24 protein-coding genes are annotated in these 24,355 nt (G+C 42.9%); 15 read left to right on the forward strand and 9 right to left on the reverse strand.

Annotated features, from left to right (window positions below):
* Positions 1 to 212: 212 nt before the first annotated feature.
* Entirely contained in the window at positions 213 to 1,094 is an 882-nt protein-coding gene (locus NSS76_RS16980; RefSeq protein ID WP_200891448.1) for a Cof-type HAD-IIB family hydrolase, read from the forward strand.
* Between the two features lie 56 nt (positions 1,095 to 1,150).
* Here NSS76_RS16980 and NSS76_RS16985 read toward each other — a convergent pair whose 3' ends face one another.
* The 5 genes from NSS76_RS16985 to pgsB form a co-directional block, all read right to left on the reverse strand.
* A complete protein-coding gene (locus tag NSS76_RS16985) occupies positions 1,151 to 2,374 on the reverse strand; it encodes a C40 family peptidase (protein WP_044333344.1) in 1,224 nt (407 codons plus the stop codon).
* Between the two features lie 108 nt (positions 2,375 to 2,482).
* Positions 2,483 to 2,653 carry a hypothetical protein gene (locus tag NSS76_RS16990; RefSeq protein ID WP_087976066.1) on the reverse strand — a complete coding sequence of 57 codons (171 nt, stop codon included), beginning with the start codon at positions 2,651 to 2,653 and terminating at the stop codon, positions 2,483 to 2,485.
* On the reverse strand, positions 2,650 to 3,816 hold the full coding sequence (locus tag NSS76_RS16995) for a CapA family protein (RefSeq protein ID WP_024423669.1): 1,167 nt from the start codon (positions 3,814 to 3,816) through the stop codon (positions 2,650 to 2,652). The genes NSS76_RS16990 and NSS76_RS16995 overlap by 4 nt, the downstream gene beginning before the upstream one ends.
* Positions 3,817 to 3,834: 18 nt before the next feature.
* Positions 3,835 to 4,284, reverse strand: a complete 450-nt coding sequence (gene pgsC / locus NSS76_RS17000; protein ID WP_007497520.1) for a poly-gamma-glutamate biosynthesis protein PgsC — start codon at positions 4,282 to 4,284, stop codon at positions 3,835 to 3,837.
* 15 nt (positions 4,285 to 4,299) lie between these two features.
* A complete protein-coding gene (gene pgsB, locus NSS76_RS17005) occupies positions 4,300 to 5,481 on the reverse strand; it encodes a poly-gamma-glutamate synthase PgsB (RefSeq protein ID WP_024423670.1) in 1,182 nt (393 codons plus the stop codon).
* A gap of 746 nt (positions 5,482 to 6,227) precedes the next feature.
* Between pgsB and NSS76_RS17010 the strand changes: the two genes are divergently transcribed.
* From NSS76_RS17010 to rbsB, 9 genes are all read left to right on the forward strand, one after another.
* Complete coding sequence (locus tag NSS76_RS17010) at positions 6,228 to 7,709, forward strand: spore germination protein (protein WP_122631656.1); 1,482 nt, start codon at positions 6,228 to 6,230, stop codon at positions 7,707 to 7,709.
* A complete protein-coding gene (locus NSS76_RS17015; RefSeq protein ID WP_056765612.1) occupies positions 7,699 to 8,796 on the forward strand; it encodes a GerAB/ArcD/ProY family transporter in 1,098 nt (365 codons plus the stop codon). Before NSS76_RS17010 ends, NSS76_RS17015 begins: the two co-directional genes overlap by 11 nt.
* Positions 8,786 to 9,928 carry a Ger(x)C family spore germination protein gene (locus NSS76_RS17020; RefSeq protein WP_341082501.1) on the forward strand — a complete coding sequence of 381 codons (1,143 nt, stop codon included), beginning with the start codon at positions 8,786 to 8,788 and terminating at the stop codon, positions 9,926 to 9,928. Before NSS76_RS17015 ends, NSS76_RS17020 begins: the two co-directional genes overlap by 11 nt.
* A gap of 117 nt (positions 9,929 to 10,045) precedes the next feature.
* On the forward strand, positions 10,046 to 11,032 hold the full coding sequence (locus tag NSS76_RS17025) for a LacI family DNA-binding transcriptional regulator (protein WP_024423674.1): 987 nt from the start codon (positions 10,046 to 10,048) through the stop codon (positions 11,030 to 11,032).
* On the forward strand, positions 11,029 to 11,907 hold the full coding sequence (gene rbsK, locus NSS76_RS17030; RefSeq protein WP_172880586.1) for a ribokinase: 879 nt from the start codon (positions 11,029 to 11,031) through the stop codon (positions 11,905 to 11,907). The genes NSS76_RS17025 and rbsK overlap by 4 nt, the downstream gene beginning before the upstream one ends.
* Positions 11,904 to 12,296: a D-ribose pyranase gene (gene rbsD / locus NSS76_RS17035; protein ID WP_025093920.1), complete on the forward strand. Its 393-nt coding sequence runs from the start codon at positions 11,904 to 11,906 to the stop codon at positions 12,294 to 12,296. The genes rbsK and rbsD overlap by 4 nt, the downstream gene beginning before the upstream one ends.
* A 15-nt stretch (positions 12,297 to 12,311) precedes the next feature.
* Positions 12,312 to 13,793 (forward strand): sugar ABC transporter ATP-binding protein, encoded by a 1,482-nt coding sequence (locus NSS76_RS17040; RefSeq protein ID WP_073207674.1) that lies wholly within the window; start codon positions 12,312 to 12,314, stop codon positions 13,791 to 13,793.
* Between the two features lies 1 nt (position 13,794).
* Positions 13,795 to 14,748: a ribose ABC transporter permease RbsC gene (rbsC, locus tag NSS76_RS17045; protein ID WP_024423678.1), complete on the forward strand. Its 954-nt coding sequence runs from the start codon at positions 13,795 to 13,797 to the stop codon at positions 14,746 to 14,748.
* A gap of 13 nt (positions 14,749 to 14,761) precedes the next feature.
* Positions 14,762 to 15,679: a ribose ABC transporter substrate-binding protein RbsB gene (rbsB, locus tag NSS76_RS17050; RefSeq protein WP_024423679.1), complete on the forward strand. Its 918-nt coding sequence runs from the start codon at positions 14,762 to 14,764 to the stop codon at positions 15,677 to 15,679.
* A 36-nt stretch (positions 15,680 to 15,715) separates the two neighbouring features.
* Here the strand turns inward: rbsB and NSS76_RS17055 are convergent, their stop codons facing one another.
* Both NSS76_RS17055 and alsR read right to left on the reverse strand, forming a co-directional pair.
* The gene (locus NSS76_RS17055; RefSeq protein WP_081372103.1) at positions 15,716 to 16,333 is read right to left on the reverse strand and encodes a flavin reductase family protein; all 618 of its coding nucleotides are present in this window, start codon (positions 16,331 to 16,333) and stop codon (positions 15,716 to 15,718) included.
* Positions 16,334 to 16,392: 59 nt separating this feature from the next.
* Positions 16,393 to 17,280 (reverse strand): acetoin biosynthesis transcriptional regulator AlsR, encoded by an 888-nt coding sequence (alsR, locus tag NSS76_RS17060; RefSeq protein WP_024423681.1) that lies wholly within the window; start codon positions 17,278 to 17,280, stop codon positions 16,393 to 16,395.
* A gap of 150 nt (positions 17,281 to 17,430) precedes the next feature.
* Between alsR and alsS the strand changes: the two genes are divergently transcribed.
* On the forward strand, positions 17,431 to 19,131 hold the full coding sequence (alsS, locus tag NSS76_RS17065) for an acetolactate synthase AlsS (RefSeq protein ID WP_341082503.1): 1,701 nt from the start codon (positions 17,431 to 17,433) through the stop codon (positions 19,129 to 19,131).
* Between the two features lie 35 nt (positions 19,132 to 19,166).
* Positions 19,167 to 19,937 (forward strand): acetolactate decarboxylase, encoded by a 771-nt coding sequence (gene budA / locus NSS76_RS17070; protein WP_024423683.1) that lies wholly within the window; start codon positions 19,167 to 19,169, stop codon positions 19,935 to 19,937.
* 59 nt (positions 19,938 to 19,996) lie between these two features.
* Here budA and NSS76_RS17075 read toward each other — a convergent pair.
* Positions 19,997 to 21,147 (reverse strand): IS3 family transposase gene (locus NSS76_RS17075; RefSeq protein ID WP_206534229.1). Its coding sequence is split into 2 segments (ribosomal slippage): positions 19,997 to 20,874 and positions 20,874 to 21,147, totalling 1,152 coding nucleotides; the frame shifts between segments, so codons are not numbered across the junction.
* A 231-nt stretch (positions 21,148 to 21,378) separates the two neighbouring features.
* Between NSS76_RS17075 and NSS76_RS17080 the strand changes: the two genes are divergently transcribed.
* From NSS76_RS17080 to NSS76_RS17090, 3 genes are read left to right on the forward strand one after another with little or no spacing between them, the layout of a single operon-like run.
* Positions 21,379 to 21,855 carry an Lrp/AsnC family transcriptional regulator gene (locus NSS76_RS17080; protein ID WP_024423684.1) on the forward strand — a complete coding sequence of 159 codons (477 nt, stop codon included), beginning with the start codon at positions 21,379 to 21,381 and terminating at the stop codon, positions 21,853 to 21,855.
* A gap of 16 nt (positions 21,856 to 21,871) precedes the next feature.
* Positions 21,872 to 22,453: a chromate transporter gene (locus NSS76_RS17085; protein WP_080780819.1), complete on the forward strand. Its 582-nt coding sequence runs from the start codon at positions 21,872 to 21,874 to the stop codon at positions 22,451 to 22,453.
* Positions 22,450 to 22,989 (forward strand): chromate transporter, encoded by a 540-nt coding sequence (locus NSS76_RS17090; RefSeq protein ID WP_445662186.1) that lies wholly within the window; start codon positions 22,450 to 22,452, stop codon positions 22,987 to 22,989. Before NSS76_RS17085 ends, NSS76_RS17090 begins: the two co-directional genes overlap by 4 nt.
* Before the next feature lie 33 nt (positions 22,990 to 23,022).
* Here the strand turns inward: NSS76_RS17090 and NSS76_RS17095 are convergent, their stop codons facing one another.
* A complete protein-coding gene (locus tag NSS76_RS17095; RefSeq protein ID WP_341082504.1) occupies positions 23,023 to 24,342 on the reverse strand; it encodes a UDP-glucose dehydrogenase family protein in 1,320 nt (439 codons plus the stop codon).
* Between the last annotated feature and the right edge of the window lie 13 nt (positions 24,343 to 24,355).

Raw genomic sequence — 24,355 nt, forward strand, 5'->3', positions numbered from 1 at the left:
ACCGGAGCGCAGACCTGACACGGAGTGCGAGGGTTTGTCTACACGCTGGAAGCGTCCCTAAGGGGCGCTTTTTCTTATTTCCTTGATCATTCACTCATTTTTGTTTAGCCTTGATAGAGAGGAATCAACCTTTCTTCCTTTTTTATGAGAATGAAGAAAATCGTACATACTTTGAAGAGGCTATTGCATGAATGAAGGAGGATTTGACAGCGATGAAAAAAATGATTGCGATTGATTTAGACGGTACACTCTTAAATACAAAAAGTGAAATATCCGCTCAAAACCGAGAGGCATTGATTCGTGCGAAGGAAGCTGAATATATTGTGACGATCTGTACAGGGCGGGCAACTTTTGATGTAAAGGAGCTGCTTGGCGATTTGGACATCCCCATTATTGCGGCAAACGGCGGGACTGTCCATACAGAAGGATACGAGCTCTTCAGCCGAATCACACTGGATCAAGAAGCAGGCAAGCGGGCTGCAAAGGCATTAGTGGAACGAAACATTTACTTTGAAGTCTATACAGATGATGCTCTCCTCTCTCCTTTTGATGGAAAAGAGAAGCTGAAAGCAGAATTTGATCTGATCAAAAGCGCAAACCCAAATGAGGATCGCGCTGATCTATGGGAAGGAGCCATGACGCAATTTAAACAATTTGGCATCAAACCAGTAGATGATATCCGTGAGATTTTTGAGTCGAACGAACCGACCTATAAATTACTCTGCTTCTCTTTTGATATGAACAAACTGAACGAAGCACGAAATCTTCTGGCAGACATGCCCGAGCTTTCATTGACCTCGTCTGGAAAGCATATTATTGAGGTGCTGCCAAAAGAGTCTGGAAAAGGACATGCCCTGAAAAAGCTCGCAGCCCATTATGGTGTAGACCGCTCACATATTTATGCAATTGGTGACAGCCCAAACGACCTTTCTATGTTTGAAGAAGCAGGCCACCGCATTGCAATGGGGAATGCTGTTGATGTCATTAAAGAAAAGAGCACCTTCATCACAAAAGGAAATCATGAAGACGGTGTCGCTTATTTTATTGATCTTCTTTTACAAAATCAATTCCATGAAAAAAAGACGCTTGTCTGATCAGCGCCTAGAGAGAAGTCCAGAAGTCCGATACAAGTATTGATCGGGCTTTTTCTTTATTTTTTGATTCTAACAGCCGTTTCATATTTGTCCTTCCAGTACGTACTTGTTTTCATATTGGTTAAGACAACACCGTTTGAGACAGTCACATGAATGACTTGATTGGATCCTGCATATATCGCCGGCATCAATGATGTTCCGCTGAAGAAGACAAGATCTCCCGGCTGAAGCTCAGAACGTTTCACAGGTGTACCTGCTTTAACTTGACCTGATGCATAGCGGGGCAGCTCAATGCCAAGCACTTTTTGATACACGTACTGCGTGAACCCTGCTGTATCAAATCCTTCCTTTGGGTTCGTACCGCCTTTGACATAAGGGACTTCACCAATATACGTAGCGGCTTTTGATACGATAGGGTCCTCTTTCGCAAGCTCCAGATCTGTTAACCGTTTCGCACCTGTCCATTTTTCGCGCCAATACGATTCAGACAAATAAGAAATTGTCACACTTTCAGAACGGCTCGCATGAATAAAGCGGTCGCCTCCAATATACATACCTACATGAGAAATTCCGGGCTTATATGTGTTGCTAAAAAAGACAAAATCCCCAGGGCGGATATTGTCTAATGATACTTTTTCTCCAACGATCCACTGCTGTTCAGCACTTCGAGGTAAATAAATCCCAAGCGATTTTTCAAATAAATACTGTAAAAATCCTGAGCAGTCAAATCCAGTCTTTGGATCTGCTCCTCCAAATTCATAAGGAATTCCTAAATAGGTCAGCGCATCTTTCACAAGAGGGTCATCAGAAATTTCTTGCGTGCCGGGCAGGCGTTTGACCGCATAAAATCGGTCTGTCCAATATTTGCTTTTGCTGACATCCGTTTTCACCACACCTTGACTAAGCGTGATGTGGATGACCTGATTGTTCCCAGCGTACAACGCCACATGTGTTGGGATATCCTTTGTTTCTTCAAGGCTTCGGAAATACACAAGGTCACCGGGCTGCGCTTTATCCCATGATACCTTTTTTCCAATCTGATATTGGTCGATTACCTTCCGCGGCAAATCAAATGTTTCGGATGTCTTGTACACATATTGAATAAACCCAGATGCATCAAAGCCCGTTTTTGGATCGGTTCCTCCTTTATGATAAGGTGTTCCAATCAGCTTTTCCGCTTTCTCCAAAAGAGATGGTGTTTGAGCAGATACCGCTGATTGAGACATGAACATCAGCCCAACAAGCGCACACCCTCCTATCAATATTCCTTTCCATTTCATGATCTTTTCCCTCCAATCTTCTATAGTTTCGGCATGACACCTTTCATTTTACACCCTTTTTCGACAAAAAAAGAGCACGCGATGTGCGTGCCCTTTATCCTTTTTAGGTTATTTACCTGCTTCCGCTTTTGACTGCTTTTGCTGTTCAATTTTCTGCATTTCAACCGAAATCTTTTGTTTTTCGTGATCTGTCAGACTGTCACTAAATTTAAAAGCAGACATAAAGACAAAGACTAAAATTAACGCAACAAACGGCCAGCTTGCTTTTAGGAATTTCATTTCTTCTCTTTCCCTCCGTTTTCTTTTAAGTTTTTAACTTTATCAGCGTGATCTACTTCAAAGAAAATGTGTCCGTCTTTTTCTTTCCAATCTGCATTCGTTCCATTGGTCAGCATACGGATAATGGCTTTTGATTCTAGAGATCCTGCTTTTACTGGAGCAGGTGTTGCTTCTTTGATGTACATTGGGACAACTTCAAATGTCGCTTTTCCATCTTCATTCAGATGATACTGAACAAGTGCAGAATCACGTGTTCTTGACCAGCCTTGGTCAAAAATAAAGTTGCCTAGGCTATAGAAAATCGCTGTTCCGTTATAGACTTCCATTGGTTCAAGGACGTGCGGATGAGCACCGATAATGATATCAGCTCCGGCCTTAGACATCGCTCTTGCCAATTCTCTTTGTCTGTCGTTTACTTCATTGTTGTACTCCTGTCCCCAGTGAGCATGAACAACGACGAGATCTGCCTTTTCAGCAGCCTGCGAAATCATCGGAATAAAGATAGATGGATCGGCTGGCAGAATACCCGCCTGGCGATTCGTTGCTTTGAAATCTTTCCCATACACATCTGTAAAACCAAGTGTAGCAATTTTGACACCATTTACTTCTTTATACGAAATGTTCTGCTTCGCATCTTGGAGGTTACGGCCTGCACCTGTATAATCCATGCCATTTTGTTCAAAGGCATTGATCGTGTTGTTCAGCCCTTTTTCACCATAGTCTGCCGCGTGGTTATTCGCAAAGTTTAAGACAGAGAAATTTAAATCCTTCAACGCTTGGACAGAATCTTCATCTGTTTTTAAATGAATATTCTTTTGGGCTGCCTGTTCCTTATCTGATGCGACAGGATGCTCAAAATTACCTGTCACATAATCTGACACATCAAAATATGGCTTGGCATAACGAAAGAGATGCTCTTTTCCATAGCGGTCTGTTACTTTCTCTACGTTTCTTCCAAACATAATGTCACCGACAAACGAAGCGGTCAGGATGTTTTCTGGATTCTTTTGTACAGTTGGCACTTGTGCTTTCCCGATAAACGTAAATAGAAATGTACAAGCAATGACGATCGGTAAAGCAATGAGTACGTGTTTATTCGTCTTTTTCTTTTGATTCTTTGTGATTTTCAGCAGCTTTTCCTGAAAGCTCAATTTTTTATTCATCATTGGACACACCTTATCTTAAAATAGATAGTAAACATACATGATGGCAAATGTTGCACCACTTAGAAGTAACGTGCTTCCAAGGGTAATTGTAAGACCTTGCTTTTGAATCGTATTTGCAATCAATCCAGGGACGATGATTCCGATTCCGCGGAATTCTGCTATTTCAAATGGGACCACTGGATAGAAGAAATCAAATATCAGCTTTAAGGCAATCCCTGTAATCAGCATCGCTGCAAACTTTCTGCGTCCGTATAAAATCATGAATTTTGATAAGCCAAAGCGAACGATCACATACGTAAGCAAGCTGACAGATAAGACGACTAAAATGAAGACTGGCTGGTTAAATACGAGCGCCAGATAACCCGGGACAACAAGTCCAGCTGGTACGATTCCTGTTTTTTCTGCAAAGATTAAACTAAGTAGAACACCTAAAATTAACGAGATATAAAGATCTGATCCGAACATTTTCTATATTTCCTCCTAGCTGACAAGCTGCTTAATTTTGTATTCTTGAATTTTTTCGATTAACGGTTCAGCGGCACCATGGATATTGCCGACTCCATAAACCACTCGATTATGAAGCTTTTTCTCAAGCATATTCATAATTTCTTCTGTAGATTGATATTCAAGGTTGTGTAAGTGGTCAGCCGGAATTTTCCCTTCCTCATATGCCTTCACAATTGGATCAGTTGTTTCACCAATTAAGACAAGATCACTTGCTTCAATATATGGAAGTACATCCTCCGCAAACTGGATCGTTCTATCTACCCGATCCGCACGGCAGTTCATAATAATAATCGGTTCATCTGTTGGATATCCAATTTCTTTCACACGCTTCCAAATGTTCAATGTAGATGCTGCGTCATTTGCCGCAAATCCATTTACAAAGTGTCCAGGTGTTTTCGCGTCCATTAATGGGAGAATTCTCATCGCTCCTGGATCAGGCGGCGCATTTAACATTCCTCTGAATGCCGTATCTTCATCAATCCCTAATGCTTGGGCAACACCAAGTGCCAGTGAAGCATTATCTGGAAAAACCATGTACTCAAATTTCCGTAAAAACTCATCAGAAATCTTGGAATTATCCGCAACAATGACTTCTGTGTTGCGTTTTTTCGCAATCTCTTTAAAGAAATCTGTATATTCACTATCCGTAATAACCAAGTGTCCATTGTAAGGAATTGTCGCTGTAAAGGCTTCTGCTATTTCATCAAGTGTCGGCCCCATAACGTCCATATGGTCTTCAAGAACGTTTACGATCACGCCAATATTTGCTTGAAGCAGCTCTTCCTGAAAGATAATTTGGTAATCTGGATTTACCGCCATACATTCACTGACGATGGCATTTGCTCCTCTTTCAACTGTTTCTCTCATAACTTCTTTCTGCTCTCCGATATTCGGTCCTTGCGGTTTCCTTTTAATCGGTTTCTCCTCTGGCGTATCCCAATAAATCATTCTTGCATCCGTTCCCGTTGTTTTACCGACAGTTTTATAACCTGCCTCCATTAAGATACCGGTTGTCAATCTTGTGACGGTAGACTTTCCGCGAATACCATTAATATTGACGCGCACCGGCAGGGCATCGATATTTTTCTGATGACGCTTCTTTTCAATAAAGCCAATCCCTAACATGATGACACAGGCTATAACGATTAACCACATCGCTATCTACATCTCCTTTTTTTATGAGTGTGATATGTAAATTCAATCAACAGTATATCTGTTCAGCATAAAATCACAATCGGTATTATGTAACATAATCTTTCACTTCCTCGTATGCCAAATTCCTCTAATCAAAAGGCTTTTTTGCCTACCCATCCTTTAAATGAAAAGGCCAAAAGGCGGACAAAAATCAATCTGAATTTCTGCTGAATTCATGAGAAAGCGTTACCATCAATGATCCGAAAATCTTTTGTCCTTTTCTCCCTAAATTTTTTGACAATTATTAAGATGTATTTTGAATCAATGTTTTAAAGCCCGCTCTTCTCTATAACATCAGTCATATCAGCGCTTTAAATGAATAGTGCGTGTTTTGGAATGTTTTATATTTTTGAACGAACAGGTTAGAAAGTCATCCTCATTGGTCAGATTGCTATGTGTTGACCTATGACAAAGGTCACCTCTAAAAAAATCAAGTCATATGCTTATTTTTAGGTCACAAAAAATTGGGATAAGATGTAAATATTTGATCATTTCGGTGTACCTTCTCTTTACGATATTCGCACCTTATGACCTAAACAATGAAACATTATTCATTTGTTTTTATCAAGATTCATCATTTCTTAACATTTTTAATGTGAATTTAGTTGAAAGTTGTCAGCTTATGTCATGCTTTCCCCAAAGGAGACGAATAAAATCCGCTTCTCCGCTTACACTATGGGTAAAAAATCTGTGAGAGGAGGCTAAAGATGCCAAACACCAATGAGCAGACACGCCTGCATTTTTTATCAGGCAGCTTCGAGGAAAAAATCCGTATCCTAAAAAAAACATTTCAGCAAAGCGGCGATTTTGAATACCGAGAGTTAATGGTGAATGAAACAAAATCTGTGCTGTTCTTTATTAAAACAAGAATTGATGAAGGCAAATTAAATGATTTCATTATCGGTAACTTATTAGGCTCTCCTGGAAAGCAGAATTATATAAAGTCTCTTAGCACACTTGAAACAGGCGACTTGACGCTGATCACAGACAGTATTATTGCGGGAAGTATTGCCTTTCTTGATGAAAACTCCTCGCAAATCAAGCTGTTTGCTGTCGGACAGCCGCCGCTGCGCTCTATTACTGAACCGTCTTCTGAAAGTATTATCGCAGGTGCACATGACGGGTTTGTTGAAAGTCTTGATACCAATATCTACTTACTGCGTTCGCATTTAAATGATCGGAAGCTCGCCATTCAATATCATAAGGTCGGTACAAAATCGGAAACAAAGCTTGCAACGGTTTATATATCTGATATTGCCAATCAAGAAAAGGTCGAAGAAGTCAACAGACGGATTTCTTCTATTAAAGTAGACACACTGATAAGTCCTGGCTCTATCGTTGAGGCAATTGAGGAAGATTCATATTCTATTTTCCCGCAGCTGATTGATACAGAACGTCCGGACAAGGTAAGATCTGCGATTCTTGAAGGCAGAATAGTCGTACTCATGGATGGCAGTCCAATGGCCATCATTCTGCCTATCACGTTCTTTAGTTTTTTTCAGTCGCCGGATGATTATAACAGCCGCTGGATTCCTGCTACGTTTATTCGTATTCTTCGTTATCTAGCCTGCATCATCGCAGTCATATTGCCATCTTTTTATATTGCTGTTATTGCGTTTCATTATGAGGTTGTCCCAGATGAACTAGCTATTACGATGAAGAACTCTATTATTGGCATTCCCTTCCCTCCATTGATTGAGGCTATGCTCATGGAGATCACAATTGAACTTATACGTGAGGCTGGGGTGCGTCTGCCTAAACCCATCGGGCAGACCATTGGCATCGTAGGAGGTTTGGTTATTGGGGATGCGGTTGTACAAGCAGGACTTATTTCGAATGTCCAAGTGATAGTAGTCGCTGTGACGGCTGTCGCTTCATTTGTACTTCCGTCGTTTGAAATGACGTCCACCATCAGGATGCTTCGTTTCCCGCTCATGTTTATGGCATCGATGTTTGGATTTATTGGCATTTCATTTGGGCTCGCCATTATTCTCATGAATTTATGCCGCCTAGAATCACTAGGGGTGCCATATTTATCACCTGTTGCTCCATTTAACTGGCAGGACTTAAAAGATACGGTGGTTCGACTCCCAATGTGGATGTACAAAAACCGCCCTGTTTATTTAAATCCGCAAAAGAACAAACAAATTGAACAACTGAGAGGGTGGAAAAAGAAAAATGAAGAATAAAATATCTCCACCTCAAGCTGTTTTTTTTATCATCCAATCTCAAATTGGTGTTGGTATTTTAGCGCTCCCCCATTTGCTAATGAAAGACATGGGACACGATGGCTGGATGGCAATAATTGTCGCGTGTTTTTTTATCCAAATCATCAATACCATTTTTCTTTATATCATCTACAAGTATCCAGAAACGTCATTTTTCCAAGCGCTGATTGAGGTCTTTGGAAAATGGATTGGACGCACCTTGGTTGTGCTCTATACGGTATACTTTGCCTCGGTCTGCATCGTAGTCCTTTCTATATTCACAAGGATTCTTGGCATATGGGTGCTCCCGCTCACACCAAACTGGGTGATTAACCTATTACTGATGATATGCATTATCTATATCTCAAAGGAGCAAATTACAGCCATTGTCAGGTTTAATTTTATCTTAACTCCCTTTTTGCTCATGCTCTCTCTATTGATGTTCTATTCATTGAAAGGAACCAATATTGATTACCTTCTGCCCTTTTTCCAAACAGATATTTCTCAATTTCAGCTTGGATTGAAGGACGTGGTGCTGTCAATGAATGGATTTGAGATGATTTTAATCATCTCTCCACTGATGAAGGGCACCATTAAGGAACGATATAAAGTGATGACCATTTCAAATATATGTACGACGCTTTACTACCTATTTATTACATTAATTTGTTTTATGTTTTTCAGCCCAGCTGAGCTTGATGTTATCCCGAATCCTGTTTTGTATCTATTAAAAACCATTACATTCGGTGTCATTGAGCGCACGGATTTAATTTTTCTAAGCTTTTGGGTCTTTGTCATTTTAGCCACACTGAGTAATTATCTGTACTTTTGTGCAAATGGTGTGTCCAGTATGCTGAAGAAAAAAAATCACAAAAAATATGTCTACTATTTTGCCATTTTGATTTATGCTGCAAGCTGTTTTCTTTCAACTGATAACTTTAGAATTCAGCGCTTCAATGACTTTACTACCGCTGCACAATATTCATTTATATACACACTTCCGATCATGATGGCCGTTATCATCTTTATCAAACACCGCAAAAAGAAGGTGAAATCACATGCATCATAGGTACATATTGACACTGCTTATGTGTGTTTCCCTCATTTTCATGCCTGGCTGCTGGGATCAAAACCTATTAAAAGACATCTCTCTCGTATTAACTTCAGCTGTTGATCAAGGAGAGGATGACAATGCGAGATATTCGATTACCTATCGAAAGGTGCAGCAGTCTCAAAGTATGCAGCAAGGGAATTCAGGCAGCTATTTAACCACTGTTCTCACAACCGATGCGCCTACTTTAAGAAAAGCAAGAAGCAACTTTAGCCGGAGTGTAGACCAAAAAATTGATATGTCTAAAATGAGGGTCCTGCTGATCGGTGATGAATTTGCCCAAAACCGGCTGCTCCCTTACTTAGATATGTTTTATCGCGATCCCAAAAGCCCTTTGCTCGCAAACTTGGCAGTGGTGCAAGGCGGGAGTTGTGTGGACTTAATCAATTCTCTGCTCAAGGAAAAACTCATTGTGAGCGACTATTTAAACAACCTGATCACTTCTGCATCACGCTCCTCACAAGTTGCACCTAAGAACATTCAAAATATCCGGTCCAAAATGCTGCAAACCGGCGAGGATTTCACACTGCCATTACTCTACTACGATAAATCAAAAAAGTTAACGAGTGTAAGGGGGGTCGCCTTATTTGATAATGAGAAAATGAAAGGAGAACTTTATGGGCAAGATGCCATTCTGCTCACCATCATGGATGGAAAAATGGGCAGTTATGCAAACTTCACAAAAAAAGTAAGAAGTGATATGAAATCAAAAGAGAACAATTACATCAGCATTCAAGTTACCGATACAAAAAGAGACATTAAAATCGTCAATCCTGATCATCGAAACGTAACCTTCTCTCTTGAGTTTGAATTCAATACCTCTGTTATTGAATATCCGAAAGATAATTTAGATACAGACAAGAAAATTAAAATGCTAAATAAAAGGCTGTCAGCTATTTTGACTAAAGATGCCGAAAGAGTCATTGCGGCCCTGCAAGAAGCAAATTCTGACGTCCTAAGCCTTGGCAGAAAATATAGGGTAAAACACTATGATGAATATATGAAAATGAACTGGGTCACCGATTATCCGAAGGTGAAAATCATTCCAAAAGTGAAAGTGAACATTACACAAACAGGTATTATTAGTTAAGAAAAGGAAGAAGCCTTCTTTCTTTTCTTTTTTTATTTTTTTTAGATTGTCATTTCGATGCTTTCGTGATAATCTATGTGTGTAAACGGTTACACATTCATGAAGGGAGGCTCTCCATTGGCTACAATTAAAGATGTCGCAAAAGCTGCACAAGTGTCTGTTGCCACTGTTTCACGCGTGCTCAATGATACTGGATATGTTCATTCAGATACGAAAACCCGCGTGACGCAAGCGATGCAGGAGTTGAACTACTTTCCCAATGAAGTGGCTAGATCCCTTTTCAAAAGAGAATCACGCTTAATCGGCTTAATCTTGCCTGATATCACAAACCCCTTCTTTCCTCAGCTTGCTAGAGGCGTTGAGGATGAGATTCATGCGCACGGTTTTCGGTTATTATTCGGAAACAGTGATGAAGATCGAGAGAAAGAAATGGCATACTTGCAAACCTTTAAACAAAATCAAGTGGTCGGTGTCATCGCGGTCACAAATGAACCTGAGTCAGATATATACAATGATGATGATCTGCCTGTCGTGTTTTTAGATCGAACAGTTCCACATGCACCTTCTGTTTTTGCAGATGCTGCAGCTGGCGGGAAAATGGCGGCAATGGAATTAATCAGACGCGGCAGCCGGCAGATCACACTGTTAAAAGGACCTGCCCATCTGCAAACAGCGCGGCAGCGATTCAAAGGCGCACTCGATGTTCTCACGGAAACAGGTGTCGACTTTCATGTGATGTCTAATGCCTCCTTTTCCTTTCAAGAAGCCCGAAAAAGTGCCAAGGCCCTTTTCCAGCTGTACCCTGAAACAGATGGGATCATTGCCAGCAATGATATCGTCGCAACAGCGGTCATCCATGAAGCGCTTCGAATCGGAAAAGCGATTCCAGGAGACGTTCAAATCATTGGATTTGATGATATTCCGCAAAGTGAGCTGCTCTTCCCTTCCTTATCGACCATAAGGCAGCCCGCCTATGAGATGGGAAAAGAAGCGGCACAGCTGTTAATCAAAGCGATTCAGAAACAACCGATAGATCAACCAGTTATTCAAATGCCCGTATCTTTTATTGAACGAGAGACCACAAGAAAGGTGGATTCACAATGAGTCATATTGTTGTAGTAGGAAGCTGTTCAATGGATTTAGTCGTCACTTCAGATAAACGGCCAAATGCCGGTGAAACGGTTTTAGGCGAATCGTTTAAAACGGTCCCAGGCGGGAAAGGTGCCAATCAGGCAGTCGCAAGCGCCAGACTCGGTGCAGATGTATATATGGTCGGCCGAGTTGGTGATGACGCTTATGGCCATGATATTCTCAGCAATTTACAAGCACAAGGTGTCCGTACCTCATATATGAAACCGGTTACCGAAATGGAGAGCGGCACAGCTCATATCATTTTAGCAGAAGGTGATAACAGCATTGTAGTGGTCAAAGGGGCAAATGACGAGGTTACTCCTGACTATGTAAGTACTGCTCTTTCTACAATTGATGATATTGGGATGGTTCTCATCCAGCAGGAAATACCTGAAGAAACGGTCGAAGCGGTCTGCGCCATTTGCAGTGAAAAAGAAATCCCTGTCATTTTAAACCCTGCACCAGCCCGTAAAGTATCGAAGCAGGTTTTAGATCAGGCTGCTTACATTACACCGAATGAACATGAAGCTGTTCTGATGTTTGATGGTCTGCCAATTGAAGATGTCTTGCGTCAATACCCTAACAAGTTACTAGTCACAGAAGGAAAAAATGGGGTTCGATACTTTGATGGAACGAAAGACGTGTTGGTTCCAGGCGTTCCTGTCAAAGCAGTCGATACAACAGGAGCTGGCGATACCTTTAACGGAGCCTTGGCTGTCGCTCTAACAGAAGGCAAATCCCTCTATGACGCACTTGCCTTTGCCAACCTTGCAGCATCAATGTCCGTCACAAAGTTTGGCGCACAAGGCGGCATGCCAACAAGAGAAGAATTGGAGAAAAAGAAATGAAAAAAAACGGCATCCTAAACAGCCATATCGCCAAGGTGCTTGCTGACCTTGGCCACACAGATACAATCGTCATCGCAGACTGTGGTCTCCCTATCCCAGAAGGTCCAGTCAAAATCGACCTGGCGTTATCAATCGGCACACCATCTTTTCAGGAGGTCACCTCCCTCCTTCTTCAGGAAATGGCCGTTGAAAACATCACTGTAGCTAGTGAAATCAAAGAAGCCAATGAACGAGATCATTTATTTCTTAAGAAAGCGCTCTCAAAACCGTTACATGAAGTAGACCACGAGACGTTCAAAGACATGACCAAACAGGCAAAAGCAGTCATTCGAACGGGTGAAGCCACCCCATACGCAAACTGCATTCTTCATGCCGGTGTCATCTTTTAAAAGGAGGAGCCAGATATGAACATAGAGATGCATAACATCCATAAGGCTTTTGGAAAAAACACCGTTCTCTCCGGGGTCTCCTTTGACCTCGTCACAGGTGAAGTCCACGCACTCATGGGTGAAAATGGTGCGGGAAAATCAACTTTAATGAATCTGCTTACAGGTCTTTATTCTTTAGATCAAGGAACGATACAAATCGACGGAAAAGAAACCGCTTTCAAAAATCCGAAGGAAGCGGAGCAGCACGGCATCGCCTTCATTCATCAGGAGCTCAACATATGGCCGGACATGACCGTCTTGGAGAATCTATTCATCGGGAAAGAAATCTATACGAAACTCGGACTGCTAGATACTAAGAAAATGAAGACCCTCGCCCAAACGCAGCTGGACCGTTTGTCTGTGAATCTCTCACTTGAACAAGAGGCAGGCAGCTGTTCTGTTGGACAAAAACAGATGATTGAGATTGCAAAAGCATTAATGACCGATGCAAAGGTCATCATCATGGATGAGCCGACAGCAGCTCTTACGGAACGGGAAATCGAGAAGCTCTTCCAGGTCATTGAATCTCTCAAAAAAGAAGGCGTTTCCATTGTCTATATTTCTCACCGTATGGAGGAAATCTTCGCCATCTGTGACCGGATTACGATCATGCGTGATGGGAAAACGGTCGATACGAAAGCCATACCTGAAACGAATTTCCATGAAGTCGTCAAAAAAATGGTCGGCCGTGAATTGACAGATCGATATCCTGAGCGAACGCCCTCTACAGGAGACATTGTCCTTGAGGTGAAACAAGCAACGAGAAAAGGACAATTTCAAGATATCAGCTTCTCAGTTAAAGCTGGAGAAATCGTTGGTGTTGCAGGCTTAATGGGTGCTGGCCGGACCGAAATGATGCGGTCGCTGTTTGGTCTTGATCCTCTTGATCAAGGAGAAATATGGGTTCATGGAAAAAAGGCTGTTATTAAAAAACCAAGTGATGCCGTCAAGCTCGGCATCGGCTTTATCACAGAGGATCGCAAGGATGAAGGATTGATGCTTGATGCATCCATCCGTGAAAACATCGGTCTGCCAAACTTAAAAAGCTTCTCTCCAAAGGGATTGATTGATAAGAAAACAGAACAGGATTTTGTCGACCTTCTCATCAAACGACTGACGATTAAAACGGCTTCCTCTGACATCTCTGCCCGAAGCCTGTCTGGGGGAAATCAGCAAAAAGTCGTCATTGCCAAATGGATCGGCATACAGCCGAAGGTCTTGATTTTAGATGAACCGACACGAGGTGTTGACGTCGGAGCGAAACGAGAAATCTATCAGTTAATGAATGAACTGACTGATCGAGGCGTTGCCATTTTAATGGTCTCCTCTGAACTCCCAGAGATACTCGGGATGAGCGACCGGGTGCTCGTCATTCATGAAGGAACCATCAGCGGGGAATTAGACAAAACAGAAGCTACACAGGAACGAATTATGACACTAGCTACAGGAGGGAAGTAACATGAAACCACTTACTTCAAATGGACGATTTGATCACATCATGCAAAAGCTTGGGCCATTCTTAGGACTCATCATCCTTGTCGCCATTGTTTCTATTTTAAATCCGGCCTTTTTAGAGCCATTAAACATCTTAAACTTACTGAGACAAATCTCCATTAATGCCCTCATTGCCTTTGGCATGACGTTTGTTATTTTAACTGGAGGTATTGATTTATCAGTCGGTGCTATTCTTGCACTATCCAGTGCCCTGACTGCCGGCTTTATCGTTTCTGGCATGGATCCGATTTTAGCCATTATCGTCGGCTGTATCATCGGTGCCGTTCTTGGGATGATCAACGGTCTTTTAATCACAAAAGGCAAGATGGCTCCATTTATCGCAACGCTTGCCACGATGACAATTTTCAGAGGTTTGACACTCGTTTATACAGACGGAAACCCGATTACTGGGCTTGGCTCTAACTATGCCTTTCAGTTATTCGGCCGCGGATATTTCTTAGGCATTCCTGTTCCAGCGATTACGATGCTTCTCACATTTATCGTACTTTGGGTACTGCTTCATAAAACACCTTTCGGCAGAAGAACATATGCCATCGGCGGGAATGAAAAAGCGGCTCTCATCTCAGGAATCAAAGTACCACGCGTGAAAATTATGATCTATTCATTAGCAGGCTTCATGTCTGCCTTAGCAGGTGCGATCTTAACATCTCGCCTAAATTCAGCGCAGCCAACAGCTGGTACGTCCTATGAGCTTGATGCCATTGCTGCCGTCGTACTTGGCGGGACAAGCCTGTCCGGTGGAAGAGGACGAATTGTCGGCACACTCATCGGGGTGCTCATTATCGGTGTCCTGAACAATGGTATGAACTTACTTGGCGTTTCATCATTCTATCAATCTGTTGTGAAAGGGATTGTCATCTTGATTGCAGTCCTATTAGACAGAAAGAAATCTGCTTAAGGAGGCAGCCGCTATGAAAAAATATCTTATTCTCATCCTGACTCTCTCATTGTTCATGCTTTCTGCCTGCTCACTTGAACCGCCGGAGTGGGCCAAGTCATCAAAGGATGGCAAGAAAAAAGACATCAAAATTGGGCTGTCGATCTCGACGTTAAATAACCCATTCTTCGTTTCTCTGAAAAACGGTGTGACAAAAGAAGCGAAAAAGCTAGGCATTGAAGTCGTGATTGCAGATGCACAAAATGATTCAGCTAAACAAACAAGTGATGTAGAAGACCTTATTCAGCAAGGCGTCGACGCATTGCTCATCAACCCAGCGGATTCATCTGCCATATCAACCGCTGTCGAATCAGCAAACGCTTCTGATATACCTGTCATCACATTAGACCGCTCAGCCGAAAGTGGAAAGGTAGAAGCACTTGTCGCCTCAGATAACGTCAAAGGCGGAGAAATGGCAGCTAAATTTATCATTGACAAGGTTGGCAAAGGAGCAAAAGTCGCTGAATTAGAAGGCGTACCAGGCGCTTCCGCTACACGTGAGCGTGGAAAAGGATTCCATCAAATAGCGGATAAAGATCTAAAAGTGACAGCAAAACAAGCTGCTGACTTCGACCGGACAAAAGGACTGAATGTCATGGAAAACCTCCTTCAAGGAAACCCTGACATCAAAGCCGTTTTTGCCCACAATGATGAAATGGCACTTGGCGCACTAGAAGCGATTCAAAGCTCTGGGAAAGACATTCTTGTCGTTGGCTTTGACGGCAACGAAGATGCACTCAGCTCAATCAAAGCAGGAAAGCTCTCTGCAACGGTTGCGCAGCAGCCAGAGCTGATCGGTCAACTGGCAGTCGGTGCTGCAAACGACGTATTAAAAGGGAAAAAGGTACAAAAGAACATCGCAGCTCCACTCAAACTAGAACAGAAGAAATAAACAGAAAACCCCCGATTTCCCTCGGGGGTTTTCCTATTACTGTGGTCTTTTCAGCACAAATGACATGCCTAAATGGGCATAATCATTACCTGCTAGGCGAGCGACTGGTTTCAGTTCATTAGTAGAAACATAGCCTTTTTCTGCATCATAAACACCCTCATCTAAATGTGCACATACAACCCGGCCAATGATATGATCAACTGTGATCTCCCCTTCATCATTTTGAAAGGTCAGATGTTTTTCCAGCTGACATTCAAAACGAATGCGCGCTTCCTTGATTCCCGGCACTGAAATGACATGACTCTCTACTTGGTGAAGTCCGGTGCGATCCAGCTCACTCTCTTCCCGAGGCAATGTAGCAGCTGTTTCATTAATATCTTCTATCATGTCTTCATCACTCACATGGACGACAAACTCTTCCCTGTCAATGATATGCTGCGCAGTATCTTTCATCTGACCATCACGTCGTCCGATAGAAACCGCAATGAGCGGCGGGTGTCCGCTGATGACATTAAAGAAACTAAATGGTGCGGCATTGACAACATCTTCTTTAGACAGACTTGTAATAAACGCTATCGGTCTTGGAACGATAGAACCAGATAATAATTTATATGCCTCTTTTCGTGACAGCTGATCCATTTGCAATGTAATCAATTCAGGTACGCCTCCTTTTAATGTAACGACATCATACCATAACCCGTTCCCTATACCTCTTATTCCAGCTCGGTGCGATGCAGGATATGGTGAACAAGATGAAATAAAGCAGGATTATGATTTTCCCGTCTATAGGAAATCGTCCATTCCGCCAGAAGCTGTTCATCCTCAATGGCCCGATAGACAACATCCAGATTAAATAAACGCCGGGCTGATTTTGGAATCACTGCAATACCGATCCCTGCTGTGACGAGGCCAATGATCATTTGATATTCCGCCGCTTCCTGCACGATATTTGGAGAAAACCCGTACTTTTCACATAGCAGGACAAAGTGCTGATAAAGAGACGGCCATGATTCCTGTGATAAAGAAATAATCGGTTCATGACGGATATCTTCAATCGCGACCGTCTCTTTATTAGCCAATCGATGATTTTTTGGAATCGCAAAAATACATTCACTTTGCTTCATCAAACGACTCACTAATTCTTCATGCGGCGGTGTAGGATGTAAAAAACCGATATCAATCTCACCATTTAAAAGTGCCTCTAGCTGCTGCGGAACAGAAAGCTGCTGCAGCTCAATACTGACAGAAGGATACAGCTCCCTGAATTCACGTACAACAGGCGGCAGAATATCATACGTCGCCGTTCCAACAAAACCTATGATGATTTTCCCCAGCTCTCCTCTTGCTGTATGACGGGCATGATCAACGGCTTTATCAAGCTGCTGCAGCACTCCCCGAACCTCATGTAAAAAGACCTTTCCAGCTGCTGTTAGCTCCACCACCCGCTTCGACCGGTGAAATAAAGGAAAACCCAATTCTTCCTCAAACTGCTTAATTTGCTGACTAAGTGGAGGCTGTGTCATATTCAACCGCGCGGCTGCTCTGCCAAAATGCAGCTCCTCCGCTACTGTGACAAAATACTGCAAATGTCTCAGTTCCATCCTTTCACTCCTCACACACTTATTCGTGAAACATATCAAAACCACGTTAAACATATATTGGAAAATTTATTTTATGAAATGTATAGTAAATCATATCATGAAAATATATTTTCATAAAAAATTTTACTTGCCGAAAGGAGTGCGGGGTAAATGAAATCTCAAGCACAACCCCTAACAAGACGAGGAGCAGAGTTGATTGTTGATACGCTGATTGCTCAAGGTGTGACCCATGTTTTTGCGATTCCAGGTGCAAAAATTGACGCTGTATTTGATGTATTAAAAGACAGAGGTCCAGAGCTTGTCCTATGCAGACACGAACAAAATGCAGCCTTTATGGCAGCTGCTGTCGGACGTTTAACCGGCAAACCAGGTGTTTGTCTTGTCACATCAGGTCCTGGTGCATCTAATTTAGCAACAGGTCTATTAACAGCCAATACAGAAGGTGATCCTGTTGTCGCAATCGCTGGAAACGTCATTCGTGCAGATCGTCTGAAACGAACACATCAATCACTCGACAATGCGGCATTATTCAAACCAGTCACAAAATATAGCGTTGAAGTACAAGACGTTCATAATATACCAGAAGCGTTAACGAATGCTTTTCGCGCGGCACAAAAAGGGCAGGCTGGAGCAGCATTTATCAGCTTTCCACAAGATGTCGTGACAGAACACACCACACAAACACCAGTGTCTGCTCACCCTTCTCCAGAATTAGGTCCTGCACCAGATGCTCTCATCAGTTCGGCTATCGCCAAAATTCAAAATGCACACTTACCTATTGCGATTGTGGGAATGAAAGCTAGTCGTCCAGCTGCTGCAAATGCCACAAGAGCATTATTAAAAACACTTGGTATCCCATTTGTTGAAACGTACCAAGGAGCCGGCGTTCTCTCAAGAGAGCTCGAGTCTCAATATGTAGGCAGAATCGGCTTATTCCGTAATCAGCCGGGTGACCTTCTCATTGAACATGCAGATGTCCTTTTGACCATTGGCTTTGATCCAATCGAATATGATCCGAAGCTTTGGAATCTTCAGCCGCAGCAGCGTCAGATCATCCATGTTGATGACATGCAGGCAGATATTGACCATTTTTATGAGCCAGCGCTTGAGCTTGTAGGCAATATTTCTGAAACCGTCAAACATCTAGCGCATGACAGTGTTCCCCTTTCTCTAAGCAAAGAGAACATAGAATTAGTCACTGAATTACAGGAACTATTAAGCGACATCGAAAAGACACCAGAAAGAGAAAGTCATCGATCTCACCCTCTGGATGTCATTCATACATTGAGACGTCTGATTCCTGATGACACGAAGGTCACGTGTGATATCGGATCTCACGCGATTTGGATGTCCCGTCACTTCCGCGTTTATGAACCGAATTCATTCCTGGTGAGTAACGGCATGCAAACATTAGGCGTCGCATTACCATGGGCAATTGCGGCTTCTATCATGAATCCAGATGAAAAGATTATCTCGGTCTCAGGTGATGGCGGTTTTCTCTTCTCCGCAATGGAGTTAGAAACAGCTGTCCGCAAGAAAACAAACCTCGTTCACCTTGTTTGGAACGACAGCACATACGACATGGTCGCGTTCCAGCAGGAAATGAAATATGAGCGTACATCCTGCGTTGAATTCGGGCAGATCGATTTAGTGAAATATGCGGAAAGCTTTGGAGCGACTGGACTAAGGGTCAACTCACCTGAGGAGCTTTCAACCGTCCTTCAAAAGGGTATAAACATAGAAGGACCTGTGATTATTGATATTCCGATTGACTATCAAGACAACCCTGACCTCGCCAGTCAAAAATGGCCAGAAGTCTTTCGCAAAAAACATGCAATGAATGTCAGATAAGACTTCGATACATTACATTAAAGGAGTGAGCGGTTATGGGTATGATGCACCCAATGAATCAACAGAATGACACAAGACAGCATGACAAACAGCAAGAGGTCTATCAAGTATCGACAATGACCTCCCTGCTGGAAGCCGTATATGATGGAGATTTCTCCCTCGCACATATTCCTGAACACGGTGATTTTGGCATCGGTACATTCAATCAATTAGATGGAGAGCTGATCGGCTTTGACGGCGCATTCTACCGGCTGCGCTCGGACGGAACAGCGACACCGGTCACCAATCAAGATTATTCACCATTCTGCTCTTTAGCATTCTTTGAAACAGATATCGTTCATCGAATTGATGCACCTATGACGTCCAAAGAACTTGAAGAAGAAATCGATCGCATTTTACCAAGTAAAAATATCTTCTATGCGGTCCGCATTGATGGATCATTCAAAAAGGTTCAAACACGTACGGTTGAAAAACAGGAAAAACCTTACGTTCCGATGGTAGAAGCAGTCAAGTCTCAGCCTATTTTCGACTTTGAGGATATTCAAGGTACGATCGCAGGCTTCCGTACACCGCAGTACGCACACGGCATTGCGGTGAGTGGATATCATCTTCATTTTATTGATGAAGATCGAAGTGTTGGCGGACACGTATTTGATTACACCGTTGATCAAGTCACCATCCGCATTTCTCAAAAACGCCATATGAATTTACATCTGCCAAATACGCAGGAATTCTTCCAAGCAGACATTGATCGAGCTGACCTTGCACAGCAAATTGCCAGTGCAGAAAGCAGTCCGGATCAATAAATGAAAACACCCCGATGAGGGGACTGACCCCCGTTTTTGAGACAGGGATCAAAACACCTTTATACAGCCAATTGCCGATAGTTGATCGGTGATTGGTTGTTTAGTTTTGTTTGAATACGAATGTTGTTATAATAATAAATGTATTCTTTGACAGTGCGTTCTACGATGGTGGTCGTAGTTCGATCAATGCTGTTAAGATAGAACGTTTCAGACTTTAGCGAGGAATGAAACGATTCGATGGAGGCATTATCAGCGGGCGTCCCTTTACGGGACATGCTCATGGTAATGCCTTTTATATGAACAGCTTTCTGATACTCGTAAGATGTATACACAGAACCTTGGTCGCTATGTAACACACAGTTTTCAGGCAGTGCTGGGAGCTGATCAAGTGTGTTTAAAATAAAGTCTGTGTCCTGCTTATCACCAATCGTAAACGCAATCACTTCTCCATTATATAAATCCAATATACTGGAAAGGTACAATTGTTTCTGTCCATAAGGCAAATACGTGATGTCCGTTACTAGTTTTTCAAGAGGACGATCAGACTGAAAGTTCCGATCCAGTATATTACCGGCCACGGCATAGGGCTGCCCATTCTTCTTACGCTTTTTCATTTTAACCCGGCACTGCCACTGGTTTTTCTGCATGATACGTTGAACAGTTTTATGGTTAATACGCATTCTCACTTTTAGTAAGGCTGTGATTTTTCGGTATCCATATCGATACTTGTGCTCTCGGCACAACGTGCCGATTTGCTTCTCTAGTTGTTTTTTAGAATGATTCTGAGTCAGATCTTTTTTCCATCTATAGTACGAAGCGCGAGAGATGCTTAAATGGACACAAATGTCCTGTACTGTCATCATTTTGCACAATTCTTCTACTAGTTTGATTGACGTTTCCTTATCAACTTCCTTTCCAATTCGTTGTACTTTTTTAAAACTTCATTCTGTTGACTCAGATAGCGATTTTCTGCCTGCAGTCTCTCTAATTCGGAAGAGTACTCGGGACCCTTTCCATAGGTATATTGTTTTCCAACAGGCTGTTCGAACCGGTGTGTATCCCCAGCCTTATGCCACCTCACCCATGTCTGAACCTGCGTTTTATTTTTGATATTCAATTCCTGCATGATCTCTTTCATAGATACGCCTGCCAATCTCATGTCTACAGCCTTCTGCTTGACTTCAACCGGATAACTCACTCTTGTCCCCATAGAAAAAACACCTCCATGTTTTATTTCGGATTACAACGATCCGTTTTCAAACTTGAAGGTGTTTTTTATTTGTCTCATCTTATGGGGTCAGTCCCGAGATCGGGGTGTTTTTTTATGCATAAAGATAATTTCTTACATGCAATGTTTTCGTTTCGATAGCAAATGATAAATCGTCCATTCTATTCGTAATAAAATATGATAGAATATCAACAGAAGAAAGGTGGTTATACGGTGTCAAAAGACTATAGCATTCCAAACCTAACATTAGACGAAAGAGATAAACAAATTTTATCCCTATTACACGAGGACGGGCGCATGTCTTATACAGATCTCGGCAAACAGGTCGGTCTGTCACGTGTTGCCGTACAAGCCCGCATTCAGCAGCTCGTTGAAGCAGGGGTCATTGAACGATTCACCGCTGTAATTAACCCCGCCAAGGTCGGCATTCATGTCTCTGTCTTCTTTAATGTAGAGGTAGAGCCGAAATTTTTAGAAGCGGTTGCCCTTCAGCTTGAAAAGGAAACGGCTGTCACAAGCCTTTATCACATGACAGGACCAAGCAAGCTGCATATGCATGGCATTTTTCAACATGAACAGGAAATGGAGACTTTCCTGACAAAAAAGCTATACCCGCTAGAAGGCGTTGTCAGTGTGGACTGCCAAATGCTCATTAAACGATACAAAAGCCGCATGGGCATGAAATTGTAGACAGGAGTTGAACCACTTGCAATCATATATCGAACTCATTATCGCTATGGTGCGAACCGGTATTCTCGGTTTTGGCGGAGGCCCTTCCGTGATACCGCTTATTCGCCATGAAGCGGTGGTGAAATACCAATGGATCAACGATGACGAATTCGGAGAAACACTCGCCATCGCCAATGCATTACCAGGCCCGATCGCAACAAAAATGTCAGCATACCTCGGCTATCGATTAAAGGGCGTATCTGGCGCAATTGTCGCCACAGCTGCTCATATTTTACCAACATGTCTCGCCATGGTAGCCCTTGTCACACTTGTCAGCGTCTTAAGCTCCTCACAAATCATTCAAAATATGATTGGTGCTGTGACCCCTGTCATTGCCGTGCTTCTCGGGATCATGGCATATGAGTTTGGACAAAAAGCGCTGAAAGGCTTCGGCATGATCTTCGGGATCGCTCTATTCCTTCTTGCCTTTATTGGGCTACAAGTGCTGTCCATTCATCCAGGAATTATTGTCATGATCTTTTTACTTTATGGCGCCTTTCATTTTAAACTGAAAAATCGCTGGAATCGGCTAAATAAAGAGAAAGGAGTGTCTTCATGATACTGATTCTCTTTTTATTCTGGGCATTCTTTTTATCCAATCTATTAGGTTATGGCGGTGGTCCTGCATCCATCCCGCTCAATTATGAAGAAATCGTCAATCATTTTCATTGGATGACGAACGAAGGATTCTCCAATATGCTGGCTTTAGCCAATGCACTACCGGGGCCAATCGCTACGAAGATTGCAGCATATGTCGGCTATGACGTCATGGGCTGGCCAGGCTTTATCGTGGCACTGCTTGCAACTGTCCTGCCGTCCGCTGTTGGGCTGATTTTATTGCTCAAGCTCATTGACCGCTTTCGTCAATCTCCCGTCGTAAAAGGCATGACCTTATCCGTTCAGCCTGTCATTGCGATGATGATGCTTTTATTAACATGGGAAATCGGCGGAGATGCTTTGAAAGCCATCGGCTGGACGCAATCGCTCGCCATTGCTGCGATCTCCTTTTTCCTGATGACCAAATTCAAGCTGCACCCTGCTTTTCTGATTGTTGCTGCATTTTTATATGGCGGATTCATTCTGCCGCATTCATAAAAACCGATAACATTCACTGTTATCGGTTTTCTTTTACATATAAATTGGAGAAACTGATCTGCGCCCAATCGAATGATACTCGACCCCCGCTTGTTCTGCCGCTTCAAGTGTATGACAGTTTCGTCCATCGAAAATAAGCGGCCGCTTCATCCATTTCTTATAGGAAGCGAGTGGAAACGACTGAATATCCGCCCACTCTGTTAATAGACAGACCGCATCGGCATCCTTGATCGCTTCCTCAATCGTTTGAGCAAATAAGACTTGATCCGGCAGCTCGCGAGCTGCATGCCGGGCAGCAACAGGATCATATACCACAAGCTCCGCACCTAATTGATGGAGCTCATGAGCGATCGGAATAGATGGCGCCTCCCTCATATCATCTGTATTCGGTTTAAAGGACAGACCAAGAAGCGCAATTCGCTTCCCTTCAAGAGCTGCCCCCAGCCGCTCCTGAATATTGCGGATAAAACCTGCACGCTGCTCATTATTTACTTTTATGACAGCCTTTAACAGCTCAAAATCATGGGACACATGCCCTGCAATTTGGACAAGTGCATTTGTATCCTTTGGAAAACAAGAACCTCCGTAGCCAATGCCCGCTCTGAGAAAGGAAGAACCGATCCGCTGATCAAGCCCCATTCCCTGCGCCACCCATTCAACATCAGCCCCTGTTTTTTCACAAATGGAGGCAATCTCATTCATAAAGCTGATTTTTGTCGCAAGAAATGCATTTGATGCGTACTTGATCATTTCAGCACTTTTACGGTCTGTTTTCACCAATGGAAGATGGAAATCAGCATACATCTCCTCTAACTGGTCTAATACGGCTTTTGTTTCAGCTCCAATCACTAGCCGATCCGCCCTCAATGTATCTGAAATGGCAGAGCCTTCCCGTAAAAATTCTGGGTTAGATGCAATCGCTAGTGGCTCCTTCCGTCCTAATTCTTGATGGATCAACTGATCGATTTGATCACCCGTTCCGACAGGCACTGTACTTTTCACCACAAGAATCGCCCCTGACTTTGCTTTTAAGCCCATCTCTTTTGCAGCCTGAAACACATACTGTAAATCAGCTTGGCCATCTGCCTGCTGCGGGGTGCCGACTGCAATCATTAACACATCTGCTCTCGGGTAGGCTTCCGCTCCATTTATGTGAAAATGAATTCGTCCCTGCTCAAGATTGCGTTTCAATAGCTCTTTTAACCCTGGCTCATACATTGGGGGATTTCCTTGTTTCAGCTGCATGACCTTTCGGCGGTCAATATCAATACACGCCACATCATGACCTGCCTCCGCTAAACACACACCTGTCACAAGCCCCACATACCCACAGCCTGCAATCGCAATATTCATGACACCATCAGCT

Source organism: Bacillus sp. FSL R5-0654 (assembly GCF_038008745.1).
Classification (GTDB): Bacteria; Bacillota; Bacilli; order Bacillales; family Bacillaceae; genus Bacillus; species Bacillus safensis.

What these genes read in the sequence shown, in the direction of transcription:
- budA (WP_024423683.1), top strand. Translation starts at nt 19,167, where the DNA reads ATGGGTATGATGCACCCAATGAATCAACAGAATGACACAAGACAGCAT.
- NSS76_RS17095 (WP_341082504.1), bottom strand. Translation starts at nt 24,342, where the DNA reads ATGAATATTGCGATTGCAGGCTGTGGGTATGTGGGGCTTGTGACAGGT.
- NSS76_RS16980 (WP_200891448.1), top strand. Translation starts at nt 213, where the DNA reads ATGAAAAAAATGATTGCGATTGATTTAGACGGTACACTCTTAAATACA.
- NSS76_RS17090 (WP_445662186.1), top strand. Translation starts at nt 22,450, where the DNA reads ATGATACTGATTCTCTTTTTATTCTGGGCATTCTTTTTATCCAATCTA.
- rbsK (WP_172880586.1), top strand. Translation starts at nt 11,029, where the DNA reads ATGAGTCATATTGTTGTAGTAGGAAGCTGTTCAATGGATTTAGTCGTC.
- rbsB (WP_024423679.1), top strand. Translation starts at nt 14,762, where the DNA reads ATGAAAAAATATCTTATTCTCATCCTGACTCTCTCATTGTTCATGCTT.
- NSS76_RS16995 (WP_024423669.1), bottom strand. Translation starts at nt 3,816, where the DNA reads ATGAATAAAAAATTGAGCTTTCAGGAAAAGCTGCTGAAAATCACAAAG.
- NSS76_RS16985 (WP_044333344.1), bottom strand. Translation starts at nt 2,374, where the DNA reads ATGAAATGGAAAGGAATATTGATAGGAGGGTGTGCGCTTGTTGGGCTG.
- rbsD (WP_025093920.1), top strand. Translation starts at nt 11,904, where the DNA reads ATGAAAAAAAACGGCATCCTAAACAGCCATATCGCCAAGGTGCTTGCT.
- NSS76_RS17015 (WP_056765612.1), top strand. Translation starts at nt 7,699, where the DNA reads ATGAAGAATAAAATATCTCCACCTCAAGCTGTTTTTTTTATCATCCAA.
- alsS (WP_341082503.1), top strand. Translation starts at nt 17,431, where the DNA reads ATGAAATCTCAAGCACAACCCCTAACAAGACGAGGAGCAGAGTTGATT.
- NSS76_RS17010 (WP_122631656.1), top strand. Translation starts at nt 6,228, where the DNA reads ATGCCAAACACCAATGAGCAGACACGCCTGCATTTTTTATCAGGCAGC.
- pgsC (WP_007497520.1), bottom strand. Translation starts at nt 4,284, where the DNA reads ATGTTCGGATCAGATCTTTATATCTCGTTAATTTTAGGTGTTCTACTT.
- rbsC (WP_024423678.1), top strand. Translation starts at nt 13,795, where the DNA reads ATGAAACCACTTACTTCAAATGGACGATTTGATCACATCATGCAAAAG.
- pgsB (WP_024423670.1), bottom strand. Translation starts at nt 5,481, where the DNA reads ATGTGGTTAATCGTTATAGCCTGTGTCATCATGTTAGGGATTGGCTTT.
- NSS76_RS17040 (WP_073207674.1), top strand. Translation starts at nt 12,312, where the DNA reads ATGAACATAGAGATGCATAACATCCATAAGGCTTTTGGAAAAAACACC.
- NSS76_RS16990 (WP_087976066.1), bottom strand. Translation starts at nt 2,653, where the DNA reads ATGAAATTCCTAAAAGCAAGCTGGCCGTTTGTTGCGTTAATTTTAGTC.
- NSS76_RS17020 (WP_341082501.1), top strand. Translation starts at nt 8,786, where the DNA reads ATGCATCATAGGTACATATTGACACTGCTTATGTGTGTTTCCCTCATT.
- alsR (WP_024423681.1), bottom strand. Translation starts at nt 17,280, where the DNA reads ATGGAACTGAGACATTTGCAGTATTTTGTCACAGTAGCGGAGGAGCTG.